The organism is Bradyrhizobium sp. JHI2711 (assembly GCF_056156565.1).
The window spans coordinates 171,470-192,647 of record NZ_JBPZPT010000001.1 but is presented as its reverse complement, the minus strand read 5'-3'; the positions used below and the strand labels follow the sequence as shown (position 1 = coordinate 192,647).

Annotated in this window: 23 protein-coding genes and 1 tRNA gene; 7 read left to right on the top strand and 17 right to left on the bottom strand. The window is 64.2% G+C overall.

Annotated features, from left to right (window positions below; translation table 11 throughout):
• Positions 1 to 308 precede the first annotated feature (308 nt).
• The gene (locus ACTEK7_RS00955; RefSeq protein WP_036025445.1) at positions 309 to 1,280 is read right to left on the bottom strand and encodes an SDR family NAD(P)-dependent oxidoreductase; all 972 of its coding nucleotides are present in this window, start codon (positions 1,278 to 1,280) and stop codon (positions 309 to 311) included.
• A gap of 408 nt (positions 1,281 to 1,688) precedes the next feature.
• On the opposite strand from ACTEK7_RS00955, the gene ACTEK7_RS00950 reads away from it, so the two are divergent.
• Positions 1,689 to 1,928, top strand: coding sequence for a hypothetical protein (locus tag ACTEK7_RS00950; RefSeq protein ID WP_025036674.1), 240 nt, complete (start codon positions 1,689 to 1,691; stop codon positions 1,926 to 1,928).
• A gap of 151 nt (positions 1,929 to 2,079) precedes the next feature.
• Here the strand turns inward: ACTEK7_RS00950 and ACTEK7_RS00945 are convergent, their stop codons facing one another.
• Positions 2,080 to 3,051, bottom strand: a complete 972-nt coding sequence (locus tag ACTEK7_RS00945) for an alpha/beta fold hydrolase (protein ID WP_083235130.1) — start codon at positions 3,049 to 3,051, stop codon at positions 2,080 to 2,082.
• Between the two features lie 121 nt (positions 3,052 to 3,172).
• Between ACTEK7_RS00945 and ACTEK7_RS00940 the strand changes: the two genes are divergently transcribed.
• From ACTEK7_RS00940 to ACTEK7_RS00925, 4 genes are all read left to right on the top strand, one after another.
• Positions 3,173 to 3,793 (top strand): TetR/AcrR family transcriptional regulator, encoded by a 621-nt coding sequence (locus tag ACTEK7_RS00940; RefSeq protein ID WP_036010401.1) that lies wholly within the window; start codon positions 3,173 to 3,175, stop codon positions 3,791 to 3,793.
• 368 nt (positions 3,794 to 4,161) lie between these two features.
• On the top strand, positions 4,162 to 5,415 hold the full coding sequence (locus ACTEK7_RS00935; protein WP_063822468.1) for an OpgC domain-containing protein: 1,254 nt from the start codon (positions 4,162 to 4,164) through the stop codon (positions 5,413 to 5,415).
• Positions 5,412 to 5,957, top strand: a complete 546-nt coding sequence (locus tag ACTEK7_RS00930; RefSeq protein WP_225125132.1) for a hypothetical protein — start codon at positions 5,412 to 5,414, stop codon at positions 5,955 to 5,957. The genes ACTEK7_RS00935 and ACTEK7_RS00930 overlap by 4 nt, the downstream gene beginning before the upstream one ends.
• Before the next feature lie 165 nt (positions 5,958 to 6,122).
• On the top strand, positions 6,123 to 6,629 hold the full coding sequence (locus tag ACTEK7_RS00925) for a septal ring lytic transglycosylase RlpA family protein (protein WP_036010404.1): 507 nt from the start codon (positions 6,123 to 6,125) through the stop codon (positions 6,627 to 6,629).
• A gap of 200 nt (positions 6,630 to 6,829) precedes the next feature.
• On the opposite strand, the gene ACTEK7_RS00920 is transcribed toward ACTEK7_RS00925, so the two are convergent.
• From ACTEK7_RS00920 to ACTEK7_RS00885, 8 genes are all read right to left on the bottom strand, one after another.
• Positions 6,830 to 7,321: a DUF421 domain-containing protein gene (locus ACTEK7_RS00920; protein ID WP_036010407.1), complete on the bottom strand. Its 492-nt coding sequence runs from the start codon at positions 7,319 to 7,321 to the stop codon at positions 6,830 to 6,832.
• Positions 7,322 to 7,649: 328 nt separating this feature from the next.
• A tRNA-Pro gene (locus tag ACTEK7_RS00915) sits at positions 7,650 to 7,727 on the bottom strand.
• A gap of 109 nt (positions 7,728 to 7,836) precedes the next feature.
• Positions 7,837 to 8,412 carry a MerR family transcriptional regulator gene (locus ACTEK7_RS00910; protein WP_057029740.1) on the bottom strand — a complete coding sequence of 192 codons (576 nt, stop codon included), beginning with the start codon at positions 8,410 to 8,412 and terminating at the stop codon, positions 7,837 to 7,839.
• Between the two features lie 24 nt (positions 8,413 to 8,436).
• Positions 8,437 to 8,778 (bottom strand): integration host factor subunit alpha, encoded by a 342-nt coding sequence (locus ACTEK7_RS00905; RefSeq protein WP_036010431.1) that lies wholly within the window; start codon positions 8,776 to 8,778, stop codon positions 8,437 to 8,439.
• A 132-nt stretch (positions 8,779 to 8,910) separates the two neighbouring features.
• A complete protein-coding gene (locus ACTEK7_RS00900) occupies positions 8,911 to 9,891 on the bottom strand; it encodes a beta-ketoacyl-ACP synthase III (protein WP_036010434.1) in 981 nt (326 codons plus the stop codon).
• The gene (plsX, locus tag ACTEK7_RS00895; protein WP_057029741.1) at positions 9,888 to 10,949 is read right to left on the bottom strand and encodes a phosphate acyltransferase PlsX; all 1,062 of its coding nucleotides are present in this window, start codon (positions 10,947 to 10,949) and stop codon (positions 9,888 to 9,890) included. The genes ACTEK7_RS00900 and plsX overlap by 4 nt, the downstream gene beginning before the upstream one ends.
• A gap of 299 nt (positions 10,950 to 11,248) precedes the next feature.
• Positions 11,249 to 11,812: a YceD family protein gene (locus ACTEK7_RS00890; protein ID WP_225147197.1), complete on the bottom strand. Its 564-nt coding sequence runs from the start codon at positions 11,810 to 11,812 to the stop codon at positions 11,249 to 11,251.
• Positions 11,809 to 12,360, bottom strand: coding sequence for a ubiquinol-cytochrome C chaperone family protein (locus ACTEK7_RS00885; protein WP_036025467.1), 552 nt, complete (start codon positions 12,358 to 12,360; stop codon positions 11,809 to 11,811). Before ACTEK7_RS00885 ends, ACTEK7_RS00890 begins: the two co-directional genes overlap by 4 nt.
• Before the next feature lie 98 nt (positions 12,361 to 12,458).
• Between ACTEK7_RS00885 and ACTEK7_RS00880 the strand changes: the two genes are divergently transcribed.
• Both ACTEK7_RS00880 and ACTEK7_RS00875 read left to right on the top strand, forming a co-directional pair.
• Positions 12,459 to 12,944 (top strand): outer membrane protein assembly factor BamE, encoded by a 486-nt coding sequence (locus ACTEK7_RS00880; RefSeq protein WP_225147198.1) that lies wholly within the window; start codon positions 12,459 to 12,461, stop codon positions 12,942 to 12,944.
• A 216-nt stretch (positions 12,945 to 13,160) separates the two neighbouring features.
• Positions 13,161 to 14,162, top strand: a complete 1,002-nt coding sequence (locus tag ACTEK7_RS00875; protein WP_036010447.1) for a Bug family tripartite tricarboxylate transporter substrate binding protein — start codon at positions 13,161 to 13,163, stop codon at positions 14,160 to 14,162.
• A 175-nt stretch (positions 14,163 to 14,337) separates the two neighbouring features.
• Here ACTEK7_RS00875 and ACTEK7_RS00870 read toward each other — a convergent pair whose 3' ends face one another.
• The 7 genes from ACTEK7_RS00870 to nrdR form a co-directional block, all read right to left on the bottom strand.
• A complete protein-coding gene (locus ACTEK7_RS00870) occupies positions 14,338 to 16,458 on the bottom strand; it encodes a sodium-translocating pyrophosphatase (RefSeq protein ID WP_109143543.1) in 2,121 nt (706 codons plus the stop codon).
• Positions 16,459 to 16,694: 236 nt separating this feature from the next.
• A complete protein-coding gene (gene thiL, locus ACTEK7_RS00865; RefSeq protein ID WP_225147199.1) occupies positions 16,695 to 17,693 on the bottom strand; it encodes a thiamine-phosphate kinase in 999 nt (332 codons plus the stop codon).
• Between the two features lie 175 nt (positions 17,694 to 17,868).
• Positions 17,869 to 18,366 (bottom strand): transcription antitermination factor NusB, encoded by a 498-nt coding sequence (gene nusB, locus ACTEK7_RS00860; RefSeq protein ID WP_036010453.1) that lies wholly within the window; start codon positions 18,364 to 18,366, stop codon positions 17,869 to 17,871.
• Positions 18,367 to 18,370: 4 nt separating this feature from the next.
• Positions 18,371 to 18,862, bottom strand: coding sequence for a 6,7-dimethyl-8-ribityllumazine synthase (ribH, locus tag ACTEK7_RS00855; protein ID WP_225147200.1), 492 nt, complete (start codon positions 18,860 to 18,862; stop codon positions 18,371 to 18,373).
• 62 nt (positions 18,863 to 18,924) lie between these two features.
• Positions 18,925 to 19,539 carry a riboflavin synthase gene (locus ACTEK7_RS00850; RefSeq protein WP_225147201.1) on the bottom strand — a complete coding sequence of 205 codons (615 nt, stop codon included), beginning with the start codon at positions 19,537 to 19,539 and terminating at the stop codon, positions 18,925 to 18,927.
• On the bottom strand, positions 19,539 to 20,687 hold the full coding sequence (gene ribD, locus ACTEK7_RS00845) for a bifunctional diaminohydroxyphosphoribosylaminopyrimidine deaminase/5-amino-6-(5-phosphoribosylamino)uracil reductase RibD (protein ID WP_225147202.1): 1,149 nt from the start codon (positions 20,685 to 20,687) through the stop codon (positions 19,539 to 19,541). The genes ACTEK7_RS00850 and ribD overlap by 1 nt, the downstream gene beginning before the upstream one ends.
• A complete protein-coding gene (nrdR, locus tag ACTEK7_RS00840; RefSeq protein WP_011087793.1) occupies positions 20,684 to 21,166 on the bottom strand; it encodes a transcriptional regulator NrdR in 483 nt (160 codons plus the stop codon). The genes ribD and nrdR overlap by 4 nt, the downstream gene beginning before the upstream one ends.
• Positions 21,167 to 21,178: the final 12 nt, after the last annotated feature.

The following is a 21,178-nucleotide window of genomic DNA, read 5'->3' as shown; positions in this document are numbered from 1 at the left end:
TTTCAAGTCGCCGACCAAGCCGGCGCGCGCGTCATTACAGGCATGTGAGATCAACATCGCTTGAACAACGTCATGACGGATGCGTGACATTGCAACAGATCATGGTGCGCGACGAACATTGGCGGGAGCTGGCACTTAGAATTGTCCAAGTATCTCTTGCCATGACGACCATCATAGCCATATCGGCGCGCCTTGCTGGGCGCGCTAAAGAATATGACCCCTAGCGGCGGCGTGCGCGCACGCCTCTCCTTCGAGACGGCGCTGACGTGCCTCCTCGGGTGCGATGGGTGGGCGCCCCGGCAGCGGCCTCAACCAAGCCGCCAGCCGACCTCCTGCGTAATACTTTCGAAGAAGGCACGGTCATAGGCCTGCTCCGGCGCGGCGCGCACGCGCTCGTCGAGAAGCTTGGCGTCCTCGCCGACCAGAATGCGCCACCGCTCCGCCTTGACCCCGTCGAGGATGATCTTGGCGGCTTCTGCCGCCGTCGTCGGCGCATCCTCCAGGAAGCTGCGGGCGCGCTCGGCGAACGCCGCCTGGATGTCCTCGTCCGACATCCCGTCGGCATCCGGCACGCCGGCCGCGACCATGCGCTTGCGGGTCAGCGCGACCTCATCGGCATTGAGCCGCTCCGAGCCGTCGGCGCTCTGCACCTTGCGCGAGTTGGAGACGATCGAGGTGCCGATATGGCCGGGCATCACCACCGAGCATTTGACGTGCGGCGCATGCAGGCGCAAATCGTTGATCAGCGCTTCGGTGAATCCCTTCACTGCGAATTTGGCCGCACTGTAGGCGGTGTGCGCCTGGTTCATGCCGATCGAGGCCCAGAAGCCGTTGACGCTGGCGGTGTTGACGATGTGGGCTTCGTCCGCGGCCACCAGCATCGGCAGGAAGGTGCGCACGCCGAGATAGACGCCGCCCCAGCAGATGTTGAAGGTGCGCTCCCATTGCTCGCGGGTGTTGGTGAACAGGCTGCCGCCGCCGCCAATGCCGGCATTGTTGAACAACAGATGGATCCTGTCGGTCTGCTGCTGCTCGGCGAGCTCGTCGCGAAAACGCTTCAGATGGTCCTCGATCGCGACGTCGGCGACGTGCGTCGTGACGCGCAGCCCCTGCGGCAGCTTCTCGGCCTCGCACAGCCGCTTGGTCTCGGCCATCGCGGCCTCCGAGACGTCGCACATGGCGACGTTGCAGCCCTCGGCCACGAGCTGCCGCGCGAGCTCGCGCCCCATGCCCGTGCCGCCGCCGGTGATGACTGCGATCTTTCCAGCAAAATCCTTCATGGGACTTCGGTCCCTCCCCTTGTCGGTGTGTTTCTTGGTCACGGCGCCGCTGACCGCGGCGCGCGCAAAACTGTAGCAGCGCGACATCCGCGGGTAAAAGCCGTGCGCTGCCCTCTTCGCCTTCGGTAATTTCGGCGGGCGGACTACGCGCGATGTTGCGCGCGGGCCTTGTGAAGTGGCTCATAGGCGACACGGCCCGGATAATCGATCATTCCTGAGTATTTTCCAGCGGATTCCCCGTATTTGTCCGGCTTCGGGTTAATGGCAATTTTTCTACAATCCGAATCGCCAAATGGGGGTGGACGCTGGATTGAGTCGGCCAGGCCAGCGTGTTGTTTGCGTGTCACAGGCTCTGGCACTCCGCTTGCATCCTCTTCGTGGTCAGAAACAACCAACGAGGTGATAGGAATGTTCGTGACCGTCGTTGCCGTGCTTTGCCGGCTTGGCGCAGCCAGCTCAGGCAGTTGTGTCGAGGAAATCGTGACAGACAGCAACATGACACCCGAGATTTCGCTAATGCAGTGCGCGATCGGCGCACAAGCGCCTCTCGCGAAGTGGATGGGTGAGCATCCGATCTATCACGCGAACTGGCGCCTCGAGCGCTACAAATGCGTGCCGGGTCATTACGAGATCAAGGGCCACGCCTAAGGCCCCGCAAAACCACTGGTACCGAGACCACGGATACCAGAACGATCGATCCAAGAGGAAACGCCCGGGGGCCGCTTATCCCTGCGTGCGGACACTGCCAGCGCCAGACCGATCACGGCAGGCGCTCTGTGACAATGATCACGCCCTCCCTCTAAGCCACTTCACGCAAGATGATCGCGCGTGCCCGCCGTCCTTCCGGCGTCGGCATCAGCGCGAAGTTGTGCGGTTGCTCGCGCAATAGATGCAGCTCGATCGGCACGCCCACCGCCCTCGCTCTTGCGGCAAGGTCGACGCTGTCTGGATACAGAAGATCGCGCGTGCCCGAAAAAATCGTCATCGGCGCGAGCCCGCGGAAACTGCCGTTGAGCGGGCTGACGAAGGGATGGCCGACTTCGAGCTCGCCGGCATAGAGCCGCGCGGCCTCGACGATGCCCGGAATATCCTGGATCGGATCGCGCGCCGCGATCGCAACCTGCTCCGGACGGCCGACCGAGGCATCGGCCGCGGGCGAGATCAGCAGCAACCGGCTCGGCTGCCGATGACCGCGATCGCGCAGCCATTGGCAGGCGGCGAGCGCAAGCCCAGCGCCGGCCGAATTGCCGACGACCGTCACTTTTGCATCGCCAGCGTCTTCCAGCAGCATGCGCAGCAGCTCGGCCGTCGCCGGCACGACGTCCTTGGCGGTCGCCCGCGGCGCCAGCGGGTAGATCGGCACGACGCAGCAGATTCGCGCCTTGCGCGTCATCTCACCGATGAAGCGCCAATGCGCCGGCGCGATCTCGTTGATGTAGCCGCCGCCATGCAGGAACATGACGTAGTTGCAGCCCTCGTGGCCTGACGCCGGCTCGGTGTAGTAGACCGGCCAGCCGCCCATCTTGGTCAGCGTCACCTCGACGTTGCCGACCCCGACCGGCTCGTGAGAGGCCGGCGCCAGCGCCAGCTTCTGCACACGCGCCAGCACCGCCTCGGCGGATGCAAGCTGCTGCTTGTAGGGAAGCTGCCGCAGCAGCAGGTTGAGGGCCCGGCTTTGCAGGCTTGGTGCTGGATCGCGCGGCGCCCGCGCGCCGAATACGCAGCCGCCCGGACAGAATTGGAAGGCCGATACAAGTCTCGCAACGCTCATCGCCACATCCCCATCCGGCTGTTTCGACCCGGCGACGAAGAGGGTTGCCGACCCGCCGCCATTGGTCGATATAATGCGAGCATTCACTCGCTTTTCCTACTCGCATTCAGATCACAAGTCCGTGGCCCGCAAACCGTCCACAACACCCCGGAAAAATGCCTCGCAGGAGCGATCCCGTGCCACCGTCGACGCGCTGGTCGAGGCAACTGCTCGCATTCTGGTCAAGGAAGGCTTCGAGAAGGCCAGTACCAACCGCATCGCCGAGATCGCCGGCGTCAGCGTCGGCTCGCTCTACCAATATTTTCCCAGCAAGGAGGCCCTCGTCGCCGCCGTGATCGATCGCCACAATGATGCGATCATGAATGTCGTCCGCGCCGCCTTCGCGGAGGTCGCCGACCTGCCGATCGAGATGGCCGTGCACCGCCTCGTCACCGTCGCGATCGAGGCCCATCACATCGACCCGAACCTGCATCGCGTCCTCGCCGAGCAGATCCCCCGCTCCGGTCACCTCGCGGAAGTCGAAGCCTACAGCCACGAAATCCACGCCCTCGTGCGCACCTATCTCGAACGCCACCGCAAGGAGATGCGCAAGATCGATCCCGCGCTCGCAGCATTCATGTGCGTGAGCGCGATCGAAGCCATCGCGCACAACACCGTGCTGAACGGAGAGATGCTGTCGGAGAAGATGGTGAAGGTGCTGGTGGACGAGACGACGCGGATGGTGGTGGGGTATTTGAGGTAGCGGAGCCTGAGATTACGGAAATCGGCGACAGCGCGCCCATTTGGATGAGGCAGCGTCCTGCGCCCTGAGAGGCGCGCCAGAATGCAGTCCAGCACTGTCACCGTAATGTCCGAACACGACGGATCGAGGAAGCGCCCACTTCGCCAGGCCCGATGACACAAAGCGCACCGCGTTTGTTCGGGACCAAGTTACCATGCATAGTACCGGGGCTCTCGGCGGGCCGCTTGACTCAGGTCAATATCCCGCCGGCCTCAGCGCGCCAACATTGTCGTATGGGTGTTGTATTGCCTGCCATCTAGCGTGAGCGATCCCGGCGGAGTGCCGGGGCGCGGACATCGATCGTGAATCGTGACACGACGGAAAGCAGAATGAAGCTCGCGCTTGCGCTGCCACCACCGCAACGTGATTTGCGTCTCGACCTGTTTCGCGGCCTCGCCAACTGGGCGATGTTTCTCGGCCATGTGCCCGGCACAGTGCTGGTGTGGTGTTCGTTCCGAAATTATGGATTCAGCGACGGGGCCGACCTGTTCGTGTTCATCTCCGGCTACACCTCGGCGCTCGTTTATACCCGAAAAATGGAGCGAGGCTTTGTGTTCGGAACGAGCAGGCTCTTCAGGCGCGTATGGCAAATCTACACCGCCCATATCGTGCTATTCATGATCTACCTGGCTTTCATCCATTTCCTGTCGGAGAGGTTCAACGCGCCTGATCTGATCGATCTGTTCAACGCCGGACCGGTCACCAGCGCGCCGATCGAGATGATGACGCAGGGGCTTTTGCTGCGATACAAGCCTCTGAATTTGGACGTGCTGCCGCTGTACGTCGTCTTGATGGGCCTGTTTCCTCCGATCCTCTGGTTGATGTTGAGATTTCCCGACGCCGCCATGATCGGGTCGGTGCTGTTATATCTGGCTGCGCGGCAATTCCATTGGAACCTGCCTTCCTATCCGTCGGGAAGCTGGTACTTCAATCCGCTGGCGTGGCAGCTTCTGTTTGTTACGGGCGCATGGCTCGCGTTGACCGGTGCGGGGCGTCTGCATTTCTTGCTGCGGTCCAGGTTCGTGCTGGTTGTTGCGGTTGCCTATTTGATTTTTGCGGCGATCATGACGTTAGCTGCTCACCAGCCTCAGCTCCGGGCCTTGTTTGCGCCTGCCTTGTTCGAGCTTTTCAATCCCAACGACAAGACCAATCTGGCGCCCTACCGCTATCTTCATTTGATGGTACTGATTATCCTTGGTGCCCGGTTCATACCGATCGATGCGCGCGGGCTACAAGCCACCATCTTGCGACCCCTGGTAAAGTGCGGCCAGCAGTCCCTCGAAGTGTTCTGTGTGGGCATTCTCCTGGCCTTCATCGGGTACTTCATCCTGCAGTTGGCAGGGAACGGCATCCTCGCTCAACTGCTCGTCGGAGCTGCGGGAATCGCGATCATGACGGCGGTTGCCTACTACAGATCCTGGTCAAAGCGAGTAGAGAAACCTTCACATGAGAGTCCGGTGGATGGAAAGAGGGCGCCGGAAAGCACCGGCCCCCTCGAGCATCTTGTAGTGCGCGCCGCCGGAACGGTGCCGCAGGTCGCTTGCGGGACGGGTACGCAGCAGCAGCCGTTAAGGGAAGTTTGACAACCGCGCCGGCCGTCAAGATCGCGATCGAGGCCCATTCCATCGACCCGAATCTGCACCGCGTCCTCGCCGAGCAGATCCCCCGCTCCGGCCACCTCGCCGAGGTCGAGGCCTACAGCCACGAAATCCACGCCCTCGTGCGCGCCTATCTCGAACGTCACCGGAAGGAGATGCGCAAGCTCGACCCCGCGCTCGCAGCGTTCATGTGCGTGAGCACGATCGAAGCCATCGCGCACAACACGGCGCTGAACGCAGCCGAGATGCTGTCGGAGAAAATGGTGAAGGTGCTGGTGGACGAGACGACAAGGATGGTGGTGGGGTATTTGAGCTGGGTGGGCGACAAGCCAGGGCACTTGCGATCTAGCTCCGCACGATGCTTCTTGAGCTTCGCATCTGGCCTGATGACGATCGCACTGCCCGCGTCCAAAGCTGATCGTATTTGCGCGACTCATCCTCCGCCGGGACGCGACCGCGTCAGTCGTCGCGCGGTAACTCGCCTCGCCAATTTAAATATTTATGCATATTTAATTTTGACAAATTAAATCATTATTATTTGAGGCCGGGCAGAACCGGAGCGTGGTCAATCTCAGTCAGGCACGCTCTTGCTCCGCGATGTCGGTATGTCATCACCGTTTTGCGCGTCTTGAGGAACGCGACCTCTGAGCTTGCATTGTCGGCTTGATCTTCAATCGTTCACGAGGTCGACAATGCATCTTCTCGTCAGAATGGCGGCGATTGCGACAGTCCCTGCTTGGATCGGATTGAACGCGAACGGCGCTGCAGCACAGGATTTCCATGACCGGTGGTCCATCATTCCGAAGGCTCAGGCAGAGCCGGCGCCTGCTGGACCCGAACAGCCGAAGAAGGATCAGATTGAGGCGCCACCTCCAACCGCACAAGAGCCATCGGCTGATCGCTCGGGCATGCGATCTTTCAATCGAGTCTTTTCGGGAAAGGCCTCCTATTATTCATATTCCAAAGGCAAGACAGCGAGCGGTTCGACATTCAATCGGAATCACCTCACGGCGGCGCATCGCAGCCTGCCGTTCGGCACCAAGGTCCGCGTGACCCATGGAGGAAGCAGCGTCATCGTCACCATCAACGACAGAGGCCCGTTCATTCGTGGCCGCGTCCTCGATCTCTCGCTCGCTGCCGCGCGCAGCTTGGGGATTACGAATCGCGGCGTAGCTCAGGTTCGTGCCGAGGTGTTGTAGCGGGCGGCTTTTGAACGGCCGTGACATTGAAAACCCGACGCGTTTGTGGATATGACCTCGAGTACTCACCGCCTTCAACGGGATGGCGATGGGGTATTTGAGGTATCAGCGCTTGTGCCTTTTGGGGAAGCCGGCGGAAGCCTCGCAGAATAACAAGTAGTCCCGCAACGCCGATCATGTCGGCGGGCAGACGAAGGTCGTCAGGCTTCCTTCTTCTTCACGCTGATATTTCCGTCGCCCTCGATATATGCCTCTACGACGTCCGAGGGACTCGCTATCCCCTCCTCGCGAAGCTTGCTCATCAACTCATCCATCGTCACCAGCTCCTGCCGCATGTGGCGGCGAAGGACCTGCCCGTTTTTGATGAGCAGGAGCGGCGCCGGCCGAGCAAGCCGCTCCACGAAAGGCACGTGATACCCGACCCAGTCGATGGCTAGATTCCAGAAAATGATGGTGGCAACGAGCACGATACCTTCTGTGATCGAGTGGTATTCGCCCGCCATGCCATTCTGCGCCGCGTCCGCCAACAGGACGACGAGAAGCAAATCGGGAATGCTGAGTCCGCCGGTTTGTCGCTTCAAAATGAACCGCATCAGGGTGAAGATGCCGAGATACATGATGGTGCCCCGCACGATCATTTCCATGATGGAATGCGTCGGGACGAAGATCTCGCTCCACGATAACTGAAACATGTTGCCCTCGCCTGAATGGAAGCGTCCTGATGCCGCGAATCGAAACTCTTATCGGACCCGAACAGTTTCGGAGTTGCGAGGAGGATGGTGAAGAGTTGAGGCTCTAGCCGACCGCTCGACCGTGATTGTCCTCTGGACGATCAGCTCCTACCACTGTCCGACGCGGCGATTCGGAAAAACAATATGACTCAATGACATCGCTACTGTGCATGGGGTTGTTTTCGTCGTTTCGATGTACCGCCCACCGCAGGCCCCGCTTCTGGCCACAGGCATCGTCGCGGCCGGAGCACGCTCCACGCCGACGGTCACCCGACAGAGGTTGAAAAAATGGTCGGAGCGAGAGGATTTGAACCTCCGACCCCTAGTCTCCCAGACTAGTGCGCTAACCGGGCTGCGCCACGCTCCGAATGCCGTTCCATTAGCTAGGATCGCCGCTTTGCGCAAGGCGAGGCCGCAGCATTTTGGTGTATCCGCCCAAGCGGGGCCGGAACTGCCCCGCAAAGCCGGGGACCGCCCTAGCCCTCCTTCAGGGCCTGATCCAGCATCTCGCGACAGGCGACGAGGTCGCCGAGGACCCGCTCCAGCCGCTCGCGGTCGAGCGCGCTGGGGCCGGCGGGCACGGCGGCGCCGCCTTTGCGGAAGGTGGTGAGGATCTCCTCGTCGTCGACCTCGGTGAAGCGGAAGTCGATGCCTTCCTCTTCATCGCCCTGATAGTCGTCATCGTCGGTGTCGGTGATGCCCTTGATGGGGGCCTCGTCCTCGGGCTCCATCAGGCTCGCGCCGATCGCGTCCTCGATGGCGCCAAAGGAGACCGCGGCCGCGCTGTCGGCGAGGCCCTGCACCGATTTGACGCCGTGCTCTTTCAGGATCCGCTGCACCCCGCGGATGGTATAGCCTTCGCCGTAGAGCAGCCGGCGGATGCCTTTGAGCAGGTCGACGTCGTCGGGGCGATAATAGCGGCGGCCGCCGCTGCGCTTCATCGGCTTGATCTGGGAGAAGCGGGTCTCCCAGAACCGCAGCACGTGCTGCGGAATGTCGAGTTCCTGCGCTACTTCGCTGATGGTTCGGAACGCATCCGGCGCCTTGTCCAAAGGCCAGTCCTTTCCGAAAGGCGGTTACGCCTCTTCTTGAGCCTGGGTGGCGTCACCGTTGGTACGGTGCTGGGCGTTGATCCGCTGCTTCAGGATCGCCGACGGCTTGAACACCATGACGCGGCGCGGCGAGATCGGCACCTCGGTGCCGGTCTTCGGGTTGCGGCCGATGCGCTGGCCCTTCTTGCGCACCATGAAGGAGCCGAACGAGGACAATTTCACCGTCTCGCCCTTCTCCAGGCAGTCGGTGATCTCCTTCAGCACGAGTTCCACGAAGGCAGACGATTCCGTGCGCGATAGGCCCACCTTCTGGTAGACGGCTTCGCACAGATCGACACGCGTTACGGTTTTGCTGGTCTCACTCATCGCCCTGCCCCACCTCACGGCGAACAATTCTTGTCTGAAATTATGAGCTTACGATACGGCGGTCAACACCGCACATCAATGCACACGTCGCGATAATCGGCGCGGATTCCGGCAAAATTTTATCGGTGTGGCTTACCAGCGCACCAGCGCGGAGCCCCAGGTGAAGCCGCCACCCATGGCCTCCAGCAGGACCATGTCGCCCTTCTTGATGCGGCCGTCCTTGCGCGCCACCGAGAGCGCCAGCGGGATCGAGGCCGCCGAGGTGTTGCCGTGACGGTCCACCGTCAGCACCACCTTCTCCGGCGCGATGTGCAGCTTGTGCGCGGAAGCGTCGATGATTCGCTTGTTGGCCTGGTGCGGCACGAACCAGTCGATGCCGTCGGCATCGAGCCCGGTCGCCTTGAAAGCATCGACGATCACGTCGGTGATCATACCGACCGCGTGCTTGAAGACCTCGCGGCCCTCCATGCGCAGATGGCCGACGGTCTGGGTCGAGGACGGCCCGCCGTCGACGAACAGCTTTGCCTTGTGGCGGCCGTCGGAGCGCAGATGCGTGGTCACGATGCCGCGGTCGGTCGCGGCATTGCCGGGCTGCTCCTGCGCCTCCAGCACCACGGCGCCGGCGCCGTCGCCGAACAGCACGCAGGTGCCGCGATCGTTCCAGTCGAGGATGCGCGAGAAGGTCTCCGCGCCGATCACCAGCGCGCGCTTGTAGGCCCCGGTGCGCAGGAAATTGTCGGCGGTGGCGAGCGCGAACACGAAGCCCGAGCACACTGCCTGCAGATCGAAGGCCGCGCCATGATTGATGCCGAGGCCGTGCTGCACGGCGACGGCGGTCGCGGGGAAGGTGTTGTCGGGCGTCGAGGTCGCCAGCACGATCAGCTCGATCGATTGCGCGTCAACGCCGGCATCGCGGAGCGCCGCCTGTGCCGCCTTGATGGCGAGGTGCGAGGTGAACTCGCCCTCGGCCGCGATGTGCCGCTCGCGAATGCCGGTGCGCTGCACGATCCACTCGTCGGAGGTATCGATGCGCGCCGCCAATTGGGCGTTGGTCACCACCTGCTCCGGCAAGTAAGAGCCGCAGCCGAGCACGACCGAACGAATCTGAGTCACGAAACATCCTCCGGCGCGGGCTGCACGAATTTGAGTGCACCACCCTCGCGGTTGAGCATCTGATTGATCTTGTTCAGGAGATCGTAGTGAGCCATCTCATAGCCAACATCGATCGCATAGGCAAAGCCTTCGGCGTTGGTTCCGCCGTGGCTCTTGACCACCACCCCGTTTAGTCCCAGCAGCACGCCACCATTGGACTTGTTGGGGTCCATTTTGTCGCGCAGGGCCTTGAAGGCGCTGCGCGCGAAGAGGTAGCCGAGCTTGGACATCCAGCTCCGCTGCATCTCGTGACGAAGCAATTCCGCCATCTGCCGTGCGGTTCCCTCGGCCGCCTTCAGCGCGATGTTGCCGCTGAAGCCTTCGGTGACGATCACGTCGGCGAGCCCCTTGCCAATGCCGTCGCCCTCGACGAAACCGATATAGTCGAGCTCCGGCAGGTTCCGCGCCCGCAGGATCTCGCTGGCCTCGCGGATCTCCTCGTGGCCCTTGATCTCCTCGGCGCCGATATTGAGCAGCCCGACCGTGGGCCGGGTTTTGTTGAACAGCACGCTCGCTTTGGCCGCGCCCATCACCGCCATCGACACCAGATGGTGGGCATCGCCGCCGAGGGTGGCGCCGAGGTCGAGCACGACGGACTCCCCGCGCAGGGTCGGCCAGATCGCCGAGATCGCCGGCCGGTCGATGCCCGGCAGGGTGCGCAGATGGAAGCGCGCCATCGCCATCAGCGCGCCGGTGTTGCCGGCGGAGATCGCGACGTCCGCCTCGCCCTTCTTGACCGCGTCGATCGCGAGCCACATCGAGGAGGTCTTGCGGCCGCGCCGCAGCGCCTGGCTCGGCTTGTCCTTCATGCTGACGGCGACGTCGGTATGGACGATCTTGGATGCGGCCTTCAGCTTCGGGTGCTGGTCGAGCTCGGGCTCGATCCTGGCGCGGTCGCCGACCAGCAGGAACTCGGTGTCGCGATGCCGGCCAAGCGAGATGGCGGCGCCCGGAATGACCACGGCGGGGCCGACATCGCCCCCCATGGCGTCCAGCGCGATGCGAACCTTGCTTGGCATGTAAGTCCTGGAAACCTGGTCTGGTGCGGTCTTGGATCAGCGGGGCCGCAAAATGGGTTCGCCACCGGGACGGCGGCCGGCCAAGCGCCACGCCGCACCCGGACCGGGGCGCGACAATAGCGTTTTGTACCCCCGAAACAACCTCTTGCCCCCAGCCTTTTGCATTCGGGGCAATCCGGCCGCCGGGCGCGGATTTCGCGAGAAATCCATTGAAATCAGACAGATAAACAGCTGTCTCAAACCATCGAGGCAAATGGCTCGCGTCCCCTGCCAAGGCAGCCCGCGAGCCAAAATGCCCCTCATTGGCCCTTCTTCTTGTCCTGCAATGCCTTCAGCACGGCGAAGGGATGGTCTTCGGGGTCGGGAGCGGTGACCTCCGCCTCGAACACGGCCCCCTCCTTGCGTGGATAGGGATCGATCGCCAGGAACAGGACGTCGGTGGCGAGCCGGCCGAGGTCGATGATGCCGCCCGTGATCGGCTCGGGCGGGTCGGCAACCTCGGGCGGCGCCTCGTCGTCCTGCCCCTCCTCGATCAGATCGGCCAGGCGGCGCGCCTCGGCCTCGGGGGCGAACATCAGGTCCACCTCCTCCTCGATCTCGCTCTCGATCGGATCCAGCGTGACGACGCAGGTCTGGCCGATCCGGCCACGAACCAGGCCCGTGACCTGGACCCGCCCCCCGCTTTTCGGCACGATATCGAAGCTGGCATGGGCGGACAGGATCTCGCGCAAGCCCGCGACCTCCGCCATCGCCTGCCGCTCGGCCACTGAGGCCTCGAGCTCGCGATGCAACCCGCCGTCCGGGATTTGCGCAACGATGACGGGCGCCCGCCAGGGATCGCGCTCGGTATCTGGTCGGCTCATGGCGTGACATCCTCTGACAGCGCCCGGGGAAACTTGAAGGACGCGCGCAGCAGCGCGGCCTCGTCGGTCCGGCCAAGATCGGCCTCGCTGGCCCTCGCATAGGCCGCGAGCCGCTCCGCCTGGTCGAAGCCGGTCCCATTCAAGATATTCTTGCAGATCGCCGCTGCCAGCGCCTCGCCGCCGGCTTCCATCGCCTGGTCGTAGGCCTGGACGCGGCCGTAGAATGCCTCGCCGAAGGCCCGCATCCGCTTCGGCACGGTCTGGTCGCCCACCCCCATCTCGCGCAGATTGTCGTCCATGTCCTCGCAGAAGCGGTCGAACAGCGCCTGCGACAGCTCCGCGGCGCCCTGAACCGCGCGCAGACGGCGCAGCAGCAGCCAGAGATGCAGCAGCAACAGGTCGAAACGCCCGTTAACCGTATCGGGCACACCCAAGACCCGGTAAAACAGGGGTTCTCGCGCCTGCGTCACGATCATGCCATAGATGGCCTCAATGGTGCCAGGCGGGGTTCGCCGGGGTTTCCTGAAGTGATTGAACGGCCAAAGCATTGTGGTTTCCGCAAGCGGGCGCGCGCGAGTTGCATTCAGACGCCCAGCCCGGTACTTCAGCGCCTCGCGCGACGCAAGGGGACGGAATCAGTTCCGCTATGACGATAACGAACCAGATCAGCCTGCGCGCGGACATGCGGCGCGGCCTTCATGCCTGTTGGCGCGGCCTGCGCATGCTCGCGGCCACCGCCGTGATCGGCGTGGCCCTTGCAGCTTGCACCGGCGAGCAGTTCCAGAAAGGCTACATCCTGCCGCCCGGCGCGCTCGAGCAGATTCCGATCGGCGCGAGCCAGGATCAGGTGCTGATCGTGATGGGCACGCCTTCGACGGTCGCGACCCTCGACGGTGAAGTGTTCTACTACATTTCGCAGCGCTCGGAGCGCCCGGTCGCCTTCATGAACCAGAAGGTGGTCGATCAGCGTGTCATCGCAGTCTATTTCGACAAGACCCGGCGCGTGCGCCGGCTTGCGAATTACGGTCTCCAGGACGGCAAGATCTTCGACTTCATCAGCCGCACCACGCCGACGTCGGGTCAGGAGATGAGCTACCTTACCCCGCTGTTCAAGCTGCTCAGCTTCAACTGAGGCCGTCGAAGGATTCGATCGAAGCGGCTTGTCGCTTCGCGTCGAAAATGCGCGTCGAACGAGGCTCCTGAAGCCGCTTAATTCCATCGCAAGGTATATGGGCTTACGCCTGCGTCGTCGTGCCGCTCTCTGCGCGGCACTTGTCGTCGCGCGCGACTTGCGGTCGCACGTGCCGTTCCCTACGGTTCCCGCAAAGCAAAAAGCAGGAGTGGATTCGTGCATAAGCCTTTGTTGTCCCGCCGTCGTGTGCTCGCCGGTGCTGCCGGCCTTTCGGCCGCAGCGATTCTACCGCGATCGAGCCTTGCCGACTGGAAGCCCACTGAAAACGTTCGTCTCATCGTGCCGGCCGCGGCCGGCGGCTCGACGGACGTGATGGGCCGCCTCCTGGCCGCGCATCTGCAAACCGCCTGGGGTCAGTCGACTGTGGTGGAAAACCGCTCCGGCGGCGGCGGCACGATCGGCACCGCCGAGGCCGTGCGCGCCAAGCCGGATGGTCACACCATCCTGGTCGGCAACCCCGGCCCGAACGCGATCGCCTACAGCATCTTCAAGAACCTCAGCTACAAGCCGGACCAGCTTCAGCCGGTCTCGAACATGATCCGGATTCCGAACATCGTCTCGGCGCATCCGAAGACCGGCATCAAAACGATTCCCGAGCTGATCGCGTATCTGAAGGCCAATCCGGACAAGCTCAGCTACGCCTCCTCCGGCGTCGGCCAGAGCCCCCACCTCACCGGCGCCTGGTTTCTCCAGCTCACCGGCCTGAAGATGACGCACATCCCGTTCCGCGGCGCCGGCCCCGCGCTCCAGGCCGCCCTTGCCGGCGACATCCAGATCCTGTTCGACAATCTCTATCCGACCCTGCCTCAGGTGCAGAGCGGCACGCTCAACGGTCTCTGCGTCACCACGCCCGAGCGCAGCGACCTCGCCAAAGACCTGCCGACCATGCGCGAGAGCGCGCCGGAGCTGGCGAATTTCGACGTGTCCTCCTGGTTCGCGGTCTTCCTGCCGAAGGGCGCTTCGCCCGAGGTGCTGGGCGCGCTCAATCTCCAGGTCAAGGCGATGCTGGAGCGCGAGGACGTCAAGAAGCAGATCGCCGCCATGGGCGCCCGCGCCGACTACGGCACGCCCGAGCAGTTCGCCGCCTTCGTGGACGCCGAGACGAAGAAGTTCGCCGGCATCATCCAGAAGGAAGGCCTGCAGATGGACGTACAGTAGGTCTCTCTCACGTCATTGCGAGAGAAGCGAAGCAATCCAGGCTGTCTCTGCGGAACGATGCTGGATTGCTTCGTCGCAAGAGCTCCTCGCAATGACGTCGGGAGAGCGTCGGATCGCCAAATCAAAAACCCCGCGGCTCACGCCGCGGGGTTTTCTCTTGTCGCGTCAGCGCCGCTCAGTGCGCCAGGATCGCCAGCAGCAGCAGGGCCACGATATTGGTGATCTTGATCATCGGGTTCACCGCAGGTCCCGCCGTGTCCTTGTAGGGATCGCCGACGGTATCGCCGGTCACCGCGGACTTATGGGCATCAGAGCCCTTGCCGCCGAAATGACCGTCCTCGATGTACTTCTTGGCGTTGTCCCAGGCGCCGCCGCCCGAGGTCATGGAGATCGCGACGAACAGGCCCGTCACGATGACGCCGAGCAGCATGGCGCCGACGGCCGAGAATGCCGCCGACTTGCCGGCCGCGCCGCCGCCCGCGATCGCATAGATCAGGAAGTAGACGACGATCGGCGACAGCACCGGCAGCAGCGAGGGGATGATCATCTCCTTGATTGCCGCGCGCGTGAGCAGGTCGACCGCCTTGCCGTAGTCGGGCTTGTCGGTGCCCTGCATGATGCCCGGCTTCTCGCGGAATTGGCGACGGACCTCCTCGACGATCGCACCGGCCGCACGGCCGACCGCGGTCATGCCCATCGCGCCGAACAGGTACGGCAACAGACCGCCGAACAGCAGGCCCACCACGACGTAGGGATTGTTCAGTGAGAAGTCCGGATTGACGCCGGCGAAGTAGGGATGCTGCGCGGAGCGGGCCACGAAGAACTTGAGGTCCTCGTTGTAGGCCGCGAACAGCACCAGGGCGCCGAGACCAGCGGAGCCGATCGCGTAGCCTTTGGTGACCGCCTTGGTGGTGTTGCCGACCGCGTCGAGCGCGTCGGTCGACTTGCGCACCTCCTTCGGCAGTCCCGCCATTTCGGCAATGCCGCCGGCATTGTCGGTGACGGGGCCGAAGGCGTCGAGGGCGACGATCATGCCGGCCAGCGCCAGCATGGTGGCGGTCGCGATCGCGATGCCGAACAGCCCGGCGAGGCTGTAGGTGACCAGGATGCCGGCGATGATGACGATCGCAGGCAACGCGGTCGCTTCCATCGAGATGGCGAGGCCCTGGATCACGTTGGTGCCGTGGCCGGTGACCGAGGACTGGGCGATCGACTTCACCGGACGATAGTCGGTCCCGGTGTAGTATTCGGTGATCCAGATGATCAGGGCGGTGACGACGAGACCGACCACGCCGCACTCGAACAGCGCCAGGCCGGTGTAGTTGACGCCCTCGAGCTTGCCGAAGCCGATCAGGTAGTAGATCACCAGGGCGATGCCGATCAGCGACAGGATGCCCGTAGCGATCAGGCCCTTGTAGAGCGCGCCCATGATCGACTGGCTCGGCCCGAGCTTGACGAAGAAGGTGCCGATGATCGAGGTGATGATGCAGATGCCGCCGATCGCGAGCGGCAGCGTCATCATGTTGGCGAGGATCGGCGTCTTGGCGAAGAAGATCGCCGCCAGGACCATGGTGGCGACCGCGGTCACCGCATAGGTCTCGAACAGGTCGGCGGCCATGCCGGCGCAGTCGCCGACGTTGTCGCCGACGTTGTCGGCGATGGTCGCAGGGTTGCGCGGGTCATCCTCGGGAATGCCGGCCTCGACCTTGCCGACGAGGTCGCCGCCGACGTCCGCACCCTTGGTGAAGATGCCGCCGCCGAGACGGGCGAAGATCGAGATCAGCGAGGCGCCGAAGCCGAGCGCCACCAGGGCGTCGACGACGACGCGGCTATCCGGCGCGAGCTTCAGCGAATGGACCAGGAAGCCGAAATAGAGCGTCACGCCGAGCAGCGCCAGACCCGCCACCAGAAGGCCGGTGATGGCGCCCGCCTTGAAGGCGAGCTCCAGGCCGCCGGCCAGCGACGTCGTCGCGGCCTGGGCGGTGCGCACATTGGCGCGGACCGAGACGTTCATGCCGATGAAGCCCGCAGCGCCGGACAGGATCGCGCCGATGGCGAAACCGATCGCGACATAGAGCCCGAGGAAATAGGCAAGCAGCACGAAGATGACGATGCCGACGATACCGATCGTGGTGTATTGCCGCCGGAGATAGGCTTGTGCGCCTTCGCGCACCGCCCCTGCGATCTCCTGCATGCGCGGCGACCCCGCATCCGCGCCCAAGACCGAAGACGTCGCCCAAATCGCGTAGGCGACGGAAAGCGCTCCGCAGAGCACTATCAACCATAATGCTGTCATGTGATGTTTGCCTCAGATCCTTGATGTACCCCCGGCGCCTTTTGTTGTCCGTCGTGCGGTGCAGCGCCTTGATTTTGAACAAAGCCGCCCCCTTGCCCTTAAGGGACGGCTCCAGTCGGCCGCGAGCTTGCCAAAATCACATTGAGGGTGCAACGCCGGATCAGCCCGAAAAGGCCGATCTTGGCAGGTATTTAGGACCAAGCGCTGAGAACTCAGATGCCGGTTTGGAGCAATTCCTAGAAGTGGCTGTAGGACAGCCGCGTCAAAAGCAGATCCTGGCCCTGCCCGTCCAGGAAGCGCAGCGGCTTCTGCCCCTCCGTGATGGTACCGATTGCAGTCACGGCAACGCCGAGGGACTGCCCCGCGGCAATCAGCGTCTCGCATTGTGCCGGCGGAACGGTGCAGAGCACCTCGTAGTCGTCGCCCCCGGCAAGCAGCGTCTCGACAGACGCGACGTTGCGGGCGCGAAGGCCGGCTGCCGCGGCCGAGAGTGGCAGGCTCGTCACGTCGACCGAAGCCGCGACCCCGGAGGCGGCACAGAGCTTGGTTAGATCGCCGGCGAGGCCGTCGGAGACGTCCATCGCCGCGGTGGCATGATCGCGCAGGGCTGGCGCCAGCACGTTGCGTGGCTGCGGCACCCGATAGCGCGAGACCAGAAAATCCCGTGCCGCGGGATCGGAGGTCAGCGCGCTGGCGGCAGCCCCGCCTTTGAGCACGTCGAGGCCAAGCGCGGCATCGCCGATCGTGCCCGTGACCAGGACGCGGTCGCCCGGCCTTGCGCCGGTGCGGCCGATCATCCGCCCCTGAGGCACACGGCCGAAGGCGGTGATCGAGATCATCTGCGGGCCCGGCGTCGACACCGTGTCGCCACCGAGCAGAGGACAAGCGAAGGTCTTCGCATCCTCGCCCAGCGCGTCCGCAAAGGGACGCAGCCAGGCATCCTCCTTGCTGCGCAGCGCCAGCGTCAGCACGAAGCCTGCCGGCGTCGCTCCTTTCGCCGCGAGATCGGACAGGTTCACCCGCAGCGCCTTGCGCGCGATGTTGTCAGGCGGATCGCCGGCAAGATAATGCACGCCCTCCACCACCGCGTCGGTGGAGACGACGATGTCCTCGCCGGACGAGGACAGCACCGCCGCGTCGTCGACCAACCCGAACGCGCCGGGATCGGTCGCCAGCGGTTTGAAATAGCGCGCGATGAGGGAGTCTTCGCCGGAGGGATTTTGTGTGGTTTCCATCGGCGTCAGCCCCATCCACCGCTGTCATCGCCCGGCTTGACCGGGCGATCCAGTATTCGAGAGACAGTCGTGTTAGCCCGATAGGCCGCGGCGTACTGGATCACCCGCCTTCGCGGGTGATGACGACGGAGAATGGGGCAGTCGTCTCGCATCACTTCACCGCCCTCGCGGGAAACTACCCCCGCCCGAACTCGTCGCCGCGAAACTGCCGGCCGATCTGGTCGAGCACGGCGTTGACCATGCCGGTCTCCTCGCGGTCGACGAAAGCATTGGCGACGTCGACATATTCGGAGACCACCACCCGGCCCGGCACGTCCTTGCGATGCTGGAGCTCATAGGCTCCTGCCCGCAGCACTGCCCGCAGGATCGCCTCGATCCGCTTGAGCGGCCAGCCCTTCGACAGCGCCTCGTCGATCAGAGGATCGAGCTTCTTCTGGTCGCGGACGACGCCGGAGACGACGTCGCGGAAAAAGGCGGCTTCCGCCGGCAGATACGTCTCGCCCTCGACCTCGTTGCCGAGCCAATGGCTTTCGAATTCGGCAAAGATGTCGTTGATGCCCGCACCGGCGATGTCCATCTGGTACAGTGCCTGCACGGCTGCGAGCCGTGCCGCACCGCGCCGGTTCGCCTTCTTCTCGACAACGCCGGTCGGCTTCTTGGTGTTATCGGCCATGGCTTCAGGCCCGCGCCAGGCGGCGTTTAATGCGCAGCATCGCAAGCGCGGCGCGCGCGGCATCGCCGCCCTTGTTGAGCTCGCTGGCACGCGCCCGCGCCCAGGCCTGCGCCTCGGTGTTGACGGTGAGGATGCCGTTGCCGAGCGGCAGCTTCCGCGCCACGGCGAGGTCCATCAGCGCGCGCGAGGATTCCTGCGAGACGATCTCGAAATGAATGGTGTCGCCGCGGATCACGCAGCCGAGCGCGATCACCGCATCATAGGGCCTGCCGTTCGCCGCCGCGGCATCGACCGCGATGGCGACTGCCGCGGGGATCTCCAGCGCACCGGGAACCGTAATGACGTCGTGGGTCAGGCCGGCCGCCTTCAGCTCGGCCACCGCGCCGTCCAGCAGCGCATCCTGGAGATCGTCATAGAACCGCGCCTCGACAATCAGCGCGCGCGCGCCGGAAACGTCGGTCTGGTCCTTCAGGGGTGCGCGCCGCGCGTCTGCCATCGTTCAATCCGTTTCGAAAGGGGTCGGCGCTATGTAGTCGCCGGAAGCATGTAAGCCAAGTTCTAAGAGACCGTCATTTCCGTCAGCCGCGCCGCGTAGCGGGCCATCAGGTCGACCTCGATATTAACCTCATCCCCCGCCTTCCAGCTGCCGATCGTCGTAACATCAAGCGTGTGCGGAATGATCAGCACCGAAAAGGTCACGTCTGCAACCGTATTGATCGTCAGCGAGACGCCGTCGAGCGTGATCGAGCCCTTGGTGGCGATGAACCGGGCCAGCTCCCGCGTCGTCGAGAGCACGAAACGCGCCATATCCGGCAAGTCCTCCCGGCTGACGATGGTTGCAATGCCATCGGCGTGGCCGGCGACGATATGGCCGCCGAGCTCATCGCCGATCTTCAGCGCGCGCTCGAGGTTGAGCCTGGTGCCGACCTTCCAGTGCTTGGCCGTCGTCAGCGCCAGCGTCTCGGCCGCGGTATCGACGTCGAACCACGTTCTGCCGTCTGCGATGCCCGAGGCAACCACGGTCAGGCAGACGCCGTTGCAGGCGATCGAGGCGCCGTCCGCAATCGTGCTCTGATCGTAGCGGCAGGCGATCCGCAGCCGGTGCAGCTGCCCCGGCGCCGTTGGCGTGAAGCTGACGATCTCGCCGATATCGGTGACAATGCCGGTGAACATTACGCGCGCTCGTAGATGGTGAGAGTATCCTTGCCGCAGGTCTCGCTAGCATGAACCTTGTAGGCCGGCGACTGCGTGATTTTCGACAGGGGCAATGCATCGAGCGCATCGACGCCGCCTTCGCCGACCGCTTCCGCTCCGCGGAACAGCCAGACCTCGTCGACGAGATCGGCCGCGACGAACGATGCCGCAACGCGGCTGCCGCCCTCGACCATCAGCCGTGTGATGCCCTTGTCCGCCAGCGCATGCAGCACGGCCGAAAGATCGAGCCCGGATGCACTCCCCGGAGGCATGCGCATGATTTGCGCACCGGCCGCGCCAAGGCGCGTCGCGGCGGCCGCTTCCGCAAGCTCAGACGCGATCACCCAAAGCGGCGTCTCGCGCGCGGACCGAACCAGCTGGCTCGATGCGGGAATGCGCAGGCTCCGGTCGAGCACCACACGCACCGGCGAGCGCGCCGCCATGCCCGGCAGGCGGCAGTTGAGCTGCGGATCATCCGCCAGCACCGTGCCGATGCCGACCAGGATGGCATCGCTTTGCGCGCGGAGCAGATGCACGCGGTTGCGTGCCGCCTCCCCCGTGATCGCAAGGGGCTTGCCGCCGGCCGCACCGATCTTGCCGTCAGGCGAGACCGCGAGCTTCAGGATCACATGAGGACGCTGGTCCCGGATGCGGCGGAAATGGCCGGCATGGTCGAACGCGGCCTCCGCCGCGCACAGACCGACGTCCACATTGATGCCGGCGGCGCGCAGGCGCGCATGGCCCTGGCCCGCAACTTCCGGATTGGGGTCCTCGATCGCCGCCACCACGCGCTTGATGCCGGCGGCGATCACAGCATCGGCGCAAGGCGGCGACTTGCCGAAATGCGAGCACGGCTCCAGCGTGACGTAGAGCGTGGCGCCCCGCGCTGCTTCGCCCGCCCGCCGCAACGCCTCGGGCTCACCGTGCGGACGTCCGCCTGCTTGCGTCCAGCCGCGGCCGACGATGACGCCGTCCTTGACGATGACGGCGCCCACGGCCGGATTGGGCCAGGTCCGGCCCTGCCCGCGCCGACCGAGCGCAAGCGCCAGCTCCATGAAACGGCGATCAGCATCCTTGGCCTCGCGGGCCTTCTGCGCGAACTGGTCTTCCAGGATGCGGAAGATCATTTGCGGATCGCGGCGAGCCGCGCTTCCTCCTCGCCGGAGAGCTCGCCGAGCACGTCGGCGAAATCCTTGGCCTCGCGGAAATTGCGGTAGACCGAGGCAAAGCGCACATAGGCGACGTCGTCGAGCGTGCGCAGATGCTCCATCACGGTCTCGCCGATCACCTCCGAGGAGATCTCGGCCTCGCCTCCGGTCTCGAGCTCGCGCACGATGGTGGAGACCATCTTCTCGACGCGCTCCGGCTCGACCTGCCGCTTGCGAAGTGAGATCTGCACCGAGCGCATCAGCTTGTCGCGATCGAACGGCACGCGGCGGCCGTTGCGTTTGATCACCGTGAGCTCGCGCAGCTGTACGCGCTCGAAGGTGGTGAAGCGGAAATTGCAGGCGACGCACACGCGCCGCCTGCGGATCACGGACGAGTCCTCGGTCGGACGCGAGTCCTTTACCTGCGTATCGAGACTGTTGCAGTTCGGGCAGCGCATCCGTGTGACCTT